This is a genomic window from Rhodococcus jostii NBRC 16295, assembly GCF_001894825.1.
In the GTDB taxonomy this organism is placed as follows: domain Bacteria; phylum Actinomycetota; class Actinomycetes; order Mycobacteriales; family Mycobacteriaceae; genus Rhodococcus_F; species Rhodococcus_F jostii.
Genome location: NZ_BCWY01000171.1, coordinates 1 through 7,037 on the forward strand (window position 1 = coordinate 1; position 7,037 = coordinate 7,037).

The 7,037-nt window shown below is 67.9% G+C and carries 4 protein-coding genes; all 4 read right to left on the reverse strand.

Annotated features, from left to right (window positions below; translation table 11 throughout):
* Positions 1-63: 63 nt before the first annotated feature.
* From RJ1_RS44005 to RJ1_RS44020, 4 genes are read right to left on the reverse strand one after another with little or no spacing between them, the layout of a single operon-like run.
* Complete coding sequence (locus RJ1_RS44005; RefSeq protein WP_073370886.1) at positions 64-3,036, reverse strand: TniQ family protein; 2,973 nt, start codon at positions 3,034-3,036, stop codon at positions 64-66.
* Positions 3,033-4,094: an AAA family ATPase gene (locus RJ1_RS44010; RefSeq protein ID WP_073370889.1), complete on the reverse strand. Its 1,062-nt coding sequence runs from the start codon at positions 4,092-4,094 to the stop codon at positions 3,033-3,035. Before RJ1_RS44010 ends, RJ1_RS44005 begins: the two co-directional genes overlap by 4 nt.
* A complete protein-coding gene (locus RJ1_RS44015) occupies positions 4,091-6,136 on the reverse strand; it encodes a TnsB C-terminal domain-containing protein (RefSeq protein ID WP_073370892.1) in 2,046 nt (681 codons plus the stop codon). The genes RJ1_RS44010 and RJ1_RS44015 overlap by 4 nt, the downstream gene beginning before the upstream one ends.
* The gene (locus RJ1_RS44020) at positions 6,133-7,026 is read right to left on the reverse strand and encodes a TnsA-like heteromeric transposase endonuclease subunit (protein ID WP_083400364.1); all 894 of its coding nucleotides are present in this window, start codon (positions 7,024-7,026) and stop codon (positions 6,133-6,135) included. The genes RJ1_RS44015 and RJ1_RS44020 overlap by 4 nt, the downstream gene beginning before the upstream one ends.
* Between the last annotated feature and the right edge of the window lie 11 nt (positions 7,027-7,037).

Consider the following 7,037-nt stretch of genomic DNA (forward strand, 5'->3'; position numbering starts at 1 on the left):
CTGTAGGTTCTCGTCCGTCTTGTCGTCCTGGTCGTGGCTGGCCTGGGCTGATGGTGTGGTTTCTCATGGGTTTGTCGCTCCTGGGTTCTCACTGTTCTGTCGCTTTCTTGGCGTGTTGAGTTCGCGGAGGGCGGCGCGGCGCCCGTTTGGGGTGAGTCGGTAGTAGGTGCGGCGTCGTCCTGGTCCGCATCCGGGTGGGGCGCCCGCGAGCCAGTCGGCCTCGTCTTCGTCGCGGCTGGTGAGCCATCCGGCTTGTTCGAGGCTTCTCAGGAGTGGGTAGAGGGTGCCGTGTTGGATGCTGGTGCATTGGTGCAGGCCGTGGCCATAGGACTCCTCGGCATCGGTTGTGGTGAGGTGGCGTAGCAGGGTGAGCGTGGTGTGGGTCATCCGCAGCCGCTCGACTGCGATGTCACCGAATGGAGTGAGCGGTATAGGTTTTCGTGGTGGTGTCATTGCTTCGCGCACCGCGTGTGCGAGGGTCTTCGCGTCGGGCATTGCGAGGGCGTTGCAGCCATGCAGGGCGGCGGTCATCAGTGGCTGAACGTGCTCGTTGTCGAGTTCGCGGAGCAGGGCGTGTCCGTGTGGGGTGGGCTGGTGCGCGGTGCCGCGGCGCGATCGGTGGAACAGGGGTGCTCCGACGTGACGTTCGAGGAGTCGGAGTTGGTGGAGCAGGCTGTTCGACTTGATTCCGAGGTAGTCGGCGGCGGTGCCCAGGGAAGGGAACGCCATCGTGATCCGGAAGCGGTGCAGCCGGATCCAGCCGTGCAGGGTGCCCTCGACAGCTGCGCGGATGTTCGGTGGGAGGTGGTCGAAGGTCATGATCATCTCGGTGCGGCTCGCGACGCCCTGCGGCCGGACCGGGATGCCGTGCCGGTGCAGGGCATTGTTGACGCGCATCTGTTCGGTGCCGAGTTCGACGGCGATGTCGGCGGTCGAACGAAGCTGCGTGCAGTACTGCTCGCGCAGCCAGGCCGGGTCGATGCGGAAGGGTGCACGGGCCCTGCGCAGGGAGATCCCGGCTTGTTTGGCGAATCGGGTGATGATGTGGCGGCCGATGCCGGTGTCGGCGGCGATGTCGTTCAGGCTGCGTCCGGCCTGGATGTATTCGCGATCGAAGAACTCGCGGGTGAACAGCCTGGCGGCGTGTTGTTCACGCAACCATGCGGCGGGTGCCGCATGGGGCGCCCACTGTCGTCGTGGTTGGTCGAGACGTTCCATCGCGATGCGGACGTGTTCGGGGCGGACGCCGAGAACCTCGGCGGCCTCCCGCGAGGAGCGGTGTTCGTCGACGACCAGGCGACTGACCTTGTCGGTATCGAGGTCGCAGGTATCGATGCCCGGCAGAGCGAGCCCGTCGGCGAGGTCGGCTGGTGGCGACCAGGTCAGCGGTTCGTCGATGCCGAGGTTAACCAGCAGGGATTCGGCGTGTTCGTGCAGGGCCCGGCGCAGCGGCGCTGCCATGGCGGTGGTGAACCCGACGAAGGTGCCGCGGTCATTGGGGCTGCGGAACGCCAGTGGGTGGCGGCGGTCGGCGAGGTCGGCACCGGACAGCAGTTGATGCAGGTGACGTTGGGCGTGCCGCAGCCGGCCTTGACGATGCTTGCCAGGGTGCGCTCCGACCGAACAGGCGAGGTCACGCCACTGGGCCCAGGTGAGGGTTTCGGCGGGGATCTGCTCGCGTCTCCGCTGGTAGTCGATCGGTGTGCCGTGTTGATCGAGGTGGTCGGTGATGCGGCAGAGCAGCGCGAGAACATCGGTCAGCGCCGATCCGGTGGGAAGCTTGTCGAATCCTTGCAGGGTGATGCTCAGGTTGGCGGCTGTGACGCGTGGGTTCAACAACCCGGCGTGGGTGTCCATCCGCTGCGAGGGATCACCGGGGACGGTCAGCAGGACGCTGAGAGTTGCTCGGAATAGGTCGGTGTGGAAGCCGCCCGCGACGGGCAGCAGACGGCCGGTCCAGTCGGGCCAGAACAGTTGCGGCAGCATCCGGATCCGCTTCGCTCCATTGGCGCGCGGTGGTGAGGCCGAGGGTGTGACGGTCCGCATGCGCAGCCTGACGGCTCCGGGTAGGTGGGCGTCGACGGCACGCAAGTAGCGGTTGGGGAACCGGCTGGGCATGGAGGCAAAGCGGCGATCGGTGAATTCCGGCGGCGGGATTCGTTGCGGACTTGGGGTTTTCGTGATCAGCGTGCGCAGCTCGTCGATCGCGGTGGCCTCGTCGTCGCCGAGAACAACTCGTGCGCGAGTCAGCAGTGCCGCGGTCAGTGCCGCATCGAGGTTGGGCGGGCTGCCGTTGCGTGGTGGCGGCGGAGTCGCGTGCCGACGCGGGTTGATCGCCCGGGCCGCAGCGATCGCGGCCGTGCCGTCCAGGCGCAGCAACCAGGCCACCACCAGATGCAAATCGGCCAGTGCCGCATGGGCCGGATCGGGGCCAGGTGCGCGGGCCGCGGCCACCAGCTGATCGATCCAGGACTGGACATCGAGGACATCGTCGGGGGCGGGCAGGTCCGCCGCGGTGAATAGCTCGACGCCGCAACGCAGCCGGGACCGGTCGATGAGGCGGCTGCAGGTCGACGCCGGTGGTGGGGTGGCGCCGCCGACGATCTGCACTCGGGGTGCCGCGCGGCAGTTCGGTTCCGGGCAGGTGTCGTGCAGCAGCAGTCGGTGCCGCTTGCAGGCCATCGCCCAACTCGACCGCCATGACAGTTGCCAACGGCCGTCGGTCTCGGCCAAACAGCGCGGACAGAACCGTGAAAACTTCATCGATAGCCGTTCGATCCCGGGGACGGCGGGGCCGGTCGCGGCGTCGAGACGACGGGGCGGCAGCCCGGTAGCGGCTTCGATGCGGCGCAGCTGCGTGGAATCAGTTTCATCGACCAGCTGGCGGATCGACTGACCGGGGTGATCGATGCCCAAGGCGCGCAGCACTTCCCGCGGGGAGGTGTCGTTGCGGCGGGCGAGTGCGTCGATCCAGGAATCGAGGCTCTCGCCGGCGGTGATCGGTGTTCGCAACGGCAGAGTGGTGACCGCGGTCATCGCCTCACCTGCTTGCGTTTCCCTCTCGTGCAGGTCGCGGCTTCGAGCCGGTGGCGGGCCTTCTCGGAGGCTTCGTCGATGCGGACGGTGTCGAGCAGCTCCTGTGACATCGCCTCGTCTCCGGTGCGGATCGCTTTGAAGCAGCCGCGGTTGATCAGCGTCATCAGTGACCCGATGTGCCCGCCGGTGCGGGCGAACAGGTAGTCGGCCAGGCCGGTGAGCTGTCCGGGCTGCCAGCGGGCGAGCACCAACTGTTTGTCGACCGCCTTGACCAGGGATTTCCAGTGCCGGTCGTGGGCGAAGGTGCCGACTTCGAGGCGAGTCCAGCGCCGGGCGCTTTGCGCCAGCGCAGCCGAGGACCCGGACAGGCCCTCCTCGAAGAACCGGCGTTCTCCGAGACCGACTCCGGCGTAGATGAACGTCACCGGTAGCTCGTTGGCCAGCCATTTCAGGTGGTTGCTGACGGCGAGCCCGTCGCGGCTGTTCTGGTCGATGAAGTGAATATCATCGATGATCCCGACCCGCGAATCGCATGAGAGGACGCAGTCCAGGGCGTAGGTGGCCAACTGGGCGGCGCTGCCGCGATCGGCGCCGGGATGCCCGTAGAACTGGCAGATCATCTTGTTCAACGTCCGCAGCGTGGTGTTCGAGGTCAGACCGACCCGGAACACCGGAATGTGCTCGTCACCGGACTCGGTGACCGGGCCGCGGCGACGCAGGGCCTGGCGGTGATAGTCGCGGCCGAACAGGTTGACGATGGTCGTCTTGCCCAGACCGGGGAACCCGTCGATGACCGCCGCGCCCCGAACGCGATCGGGATCTTGACGATTCGAGGCGACGATCAGCTCCAGTTCGTCGCGGACCGCCTTCAGCTGCGGGGTGGCGATGGTGCCGAAGTTGGCGTGCCAGTCGTGGCGGGCGTCGTCGTAGTCCTCGCGGGCGTCGCTCCCCAAGGCGGACAACGCCGTAGCGGTGAGGGTGTCGGGTCGGGTGCGGGGCGCGGTGTCGACGAACCGGCGCCACCCGTCCTTGCGGGAGAGGCTGTAGGCGCTGCTCACTCGAGCACCTCCAGCGCGTCGGCGTAGAAGTCGTCGACGTCGTCGAGGATCTCGCTGTCGTCATCGTCGTCGCCGACCACCGGCGGGCCCGAGCTGGTGGTGGCGGCGCTCAGCGCCGGAACAGGGTCGGCGGCCAGGTCGAGCTCGGCTGCCGCGGCCAGGCCGCTGCGCTCGGCCGCCAGCCGGGCGGCCATGCGCCGTTCGCGCCGGTCGAGAACCTCACCCGCATCCCACCGGCTCAGCAATGTGGCCAGCGTCTCGGCGGGGTCGGTGAAACGGTCGGTGCGGCGGGCGAGGATGCGGGCGTAGCGGGCGGCCTCGTCGGAGAACGGTGTGCCCAGCATCGGCGCGTGCTCCCAGTCGAGCTGATGCCACTGCCCATCGCCCGGATCTTGAAAGTAGATGTGGCGGACATCGTCGTCGTTGACGCGGAACGGCCATTTCCCGGCGTCGAGGCCGCCGTAGGGGCTGGTCGCGTTGCGGTAGCCGTCCAGTGCTGGACCGTTGTAGCGGCGACCGTCGATCTCGACGCCGTAATGCTGGATGGTGCGTTTGACCACCCGCAGGAACTCCAAGGCGAGCTCCGGGGCGGCCGGGATCCGCAACACTCCCGCCTTGGCGATGCCCAGGGCGAACATGTCGTTCGGCGACATCGCCAGATTCGGCCACTCGGCGACCGCGATCCCGTCATGGTCACTCGGGTGGTAGACCGTCACGATCCAGTCGCGGATCACATCCTCGAGCTCGTGCAGGAACAAAAACGCCTGCTCCTCGAGGCCTTCTCCGCGGCTGTGCAGGTCCGGGCCTTTGTAGGCCGGAAGATGTTGTATCAGGCCCTCTCTCAACGAACGGAAGAACCTCTCGACCGTGGGCTTGTCGGTTGGCTTGCGCGGTTGGGCTGGCTGGATCGAGATCCCCAATCGGGCGCAGACCCCGATCACATGGGCCGACAGGAACGCCTTGCCGTGATCGATCACCAGGGTCTCGGGCGGGCACCAGATCTCGGCGTCGGCGCCGGTGTTCTCCTCGGTGAACACCAGATGCTTCGGCAACCCGTGCACCGGCCCCAGCGCTGGGCGCCCCGCGCTGCGGCCTGTGACCGACTCGAACAACACACTCGCGACATCAACCGATTTCGTGGACACCGGGGTCACCTTCAACCCCAGGATCTGCCGGTCGAAGAGATCCTGCGCGACCGTGAGCTGTGCCCGCACCCACCGACAGGTCACCGGCTCCATCGCGAACACGTCCAGATCCTGGGTATCCAGAATCAGATACTCACCCGGACGCGTGGCGTGCAGCCGGCCGTAAACGCCCTTCGGGCGTTGGGCGATCGAACGCCGCGCCTTCGCCGACCCGCTCACCGCGTTCGTGCCCTTAACCAGCTCCGCCAGCCGCCGATAGGCGGTCGCCTGCGACGGCAGCGCCACCACCCCGACCCCGTGCTCGCGCTCGAGCCGCTCGGCGGCTCGCATCAGCACCGCCGAGCGGGTCGGTGTCGACGCCGACACCCCCGCCGCCAGTTCCGCGGCCACCGCCGCCTCCCAGCGCGGATCCACCGTCGAGCCGCGGCCACGGCGGCGCCGGTCATCGACCAGCCCCGCCTCACCGGCATCCCGGTAGGCGGCCACCCACCGCTCGACGGTGCGCGACGCCACCCCCAACTCCGCGGCCTTGGCCTCGCAGCGTGCCTTCAGCCCCACCGCCGGCGCATAGTCGGGGCGGGGCTCACCTGTGCGCGCGGCCTCGGCGTAACCGGACCTGTAGCCGGTCAACACCTCCCGGACATGCTCGCCTCGCGCTGCGGCCTGCTCCCGCTCGGCCGGTGACAGCCCCGCCAGCACCAGCCCCGGATCCAGACCTTCCTCGACCGGCTCCAAACCGCGTGCCCGCGAGACGAACTCCGCCAAAGCGAAGCTTCCGTAGCGGCCGTCCGCGTACTCAACGACCACCTTACGGCCGTCGAACTCCACGACCCGCGCCGCGTCGCCGTCGACCATCAGCCCCGCGCCGACCGCGACCCTCACCGTGCGCGCGTTCACGCCACCACCTCCGCCGACACCAGCGTGTCGCCGCCGAGAACCCGCGACAGATCCGCCACCAGCCACGATCGCCACAACAGGTGCAGGATCACCGGTCGCACCAGCCACTGCGGCACCGACAGGCCCAGCCGCCGTTCCAACGCGGAGATCGTCACCGGCATGACCGCCGCATCGATCACCGCCGGCACCAGTTCGGTCGCGATCGTGGCAGGCCGCCGATACCCGGCCAGAAAGCGCAAGTTCTCCACCAGCACCGCATCGGCGCCCGTCCATACCTCGAACCCGAAACCGTGTCGCTCACACACCGCCCTTGTCCACGCGAACTGAGCCGCAACCTTCGGATCGGCAACGCGGGCAGCTGCCTTCACGTCCACCACCGTCAGCGCTCCATCCTTGTGCGCGAGCAGCAGATCCGGCACATGCCGCCGTTTCCGATCGCCATCGACACCTTCGAGCAGGAACGGTTGCGCCGCGACCGCCACCACGGTCGGGTCCTGGTCCGCTAGAAGGATTCTCGCCAGCTCCAGACGGCTCTCGTAGACCACGTGACCACCCGTGGTAGCCGACCAGTACCAGCCCGAATAGTGCCGCCGCCCCTGCCACGACCTGAACTCCCGCACCGGACGGCCCGCCAGCACCTCCTCCACCGGTAACCGCCGCAACGTCGTATCGACGAACGCTCCGTCGTCTCCCCGGAACCGCACGGCCACTTCCGACCCCGGCACAACTCCCGCCAAACCAGCCCACATCAGGCTGCCCTCATCAGTCATGGCGGACACCCAACCGCCCAAGCCCAGGATCAGGCCGCAGACACGCCGAGAACGATTCTCACTAAAATGTCGGAAGCGACATCTGGGCGACAGATCGATGAGAAAAGCGACATCAATCATGAGAACCTACA

Bases quoted from the DNA above. Each gene is read 5' to 3' on its own strand.
- RJ1_RS44005 (WP_073370886.1), bottom strand. From the start codon at position 3,036: ATGACCGCGGTCACCACTCTGCCGTTGCGAACACCGATCACCGCCGGC.
- RJ1_RS44020 (WP_083400364.1), bottom strand. From the start codon at position 7,026: ATGATTGATGTCGCTTTTCTCATCGATCTGTCGCCCAGATGTCGCTTC.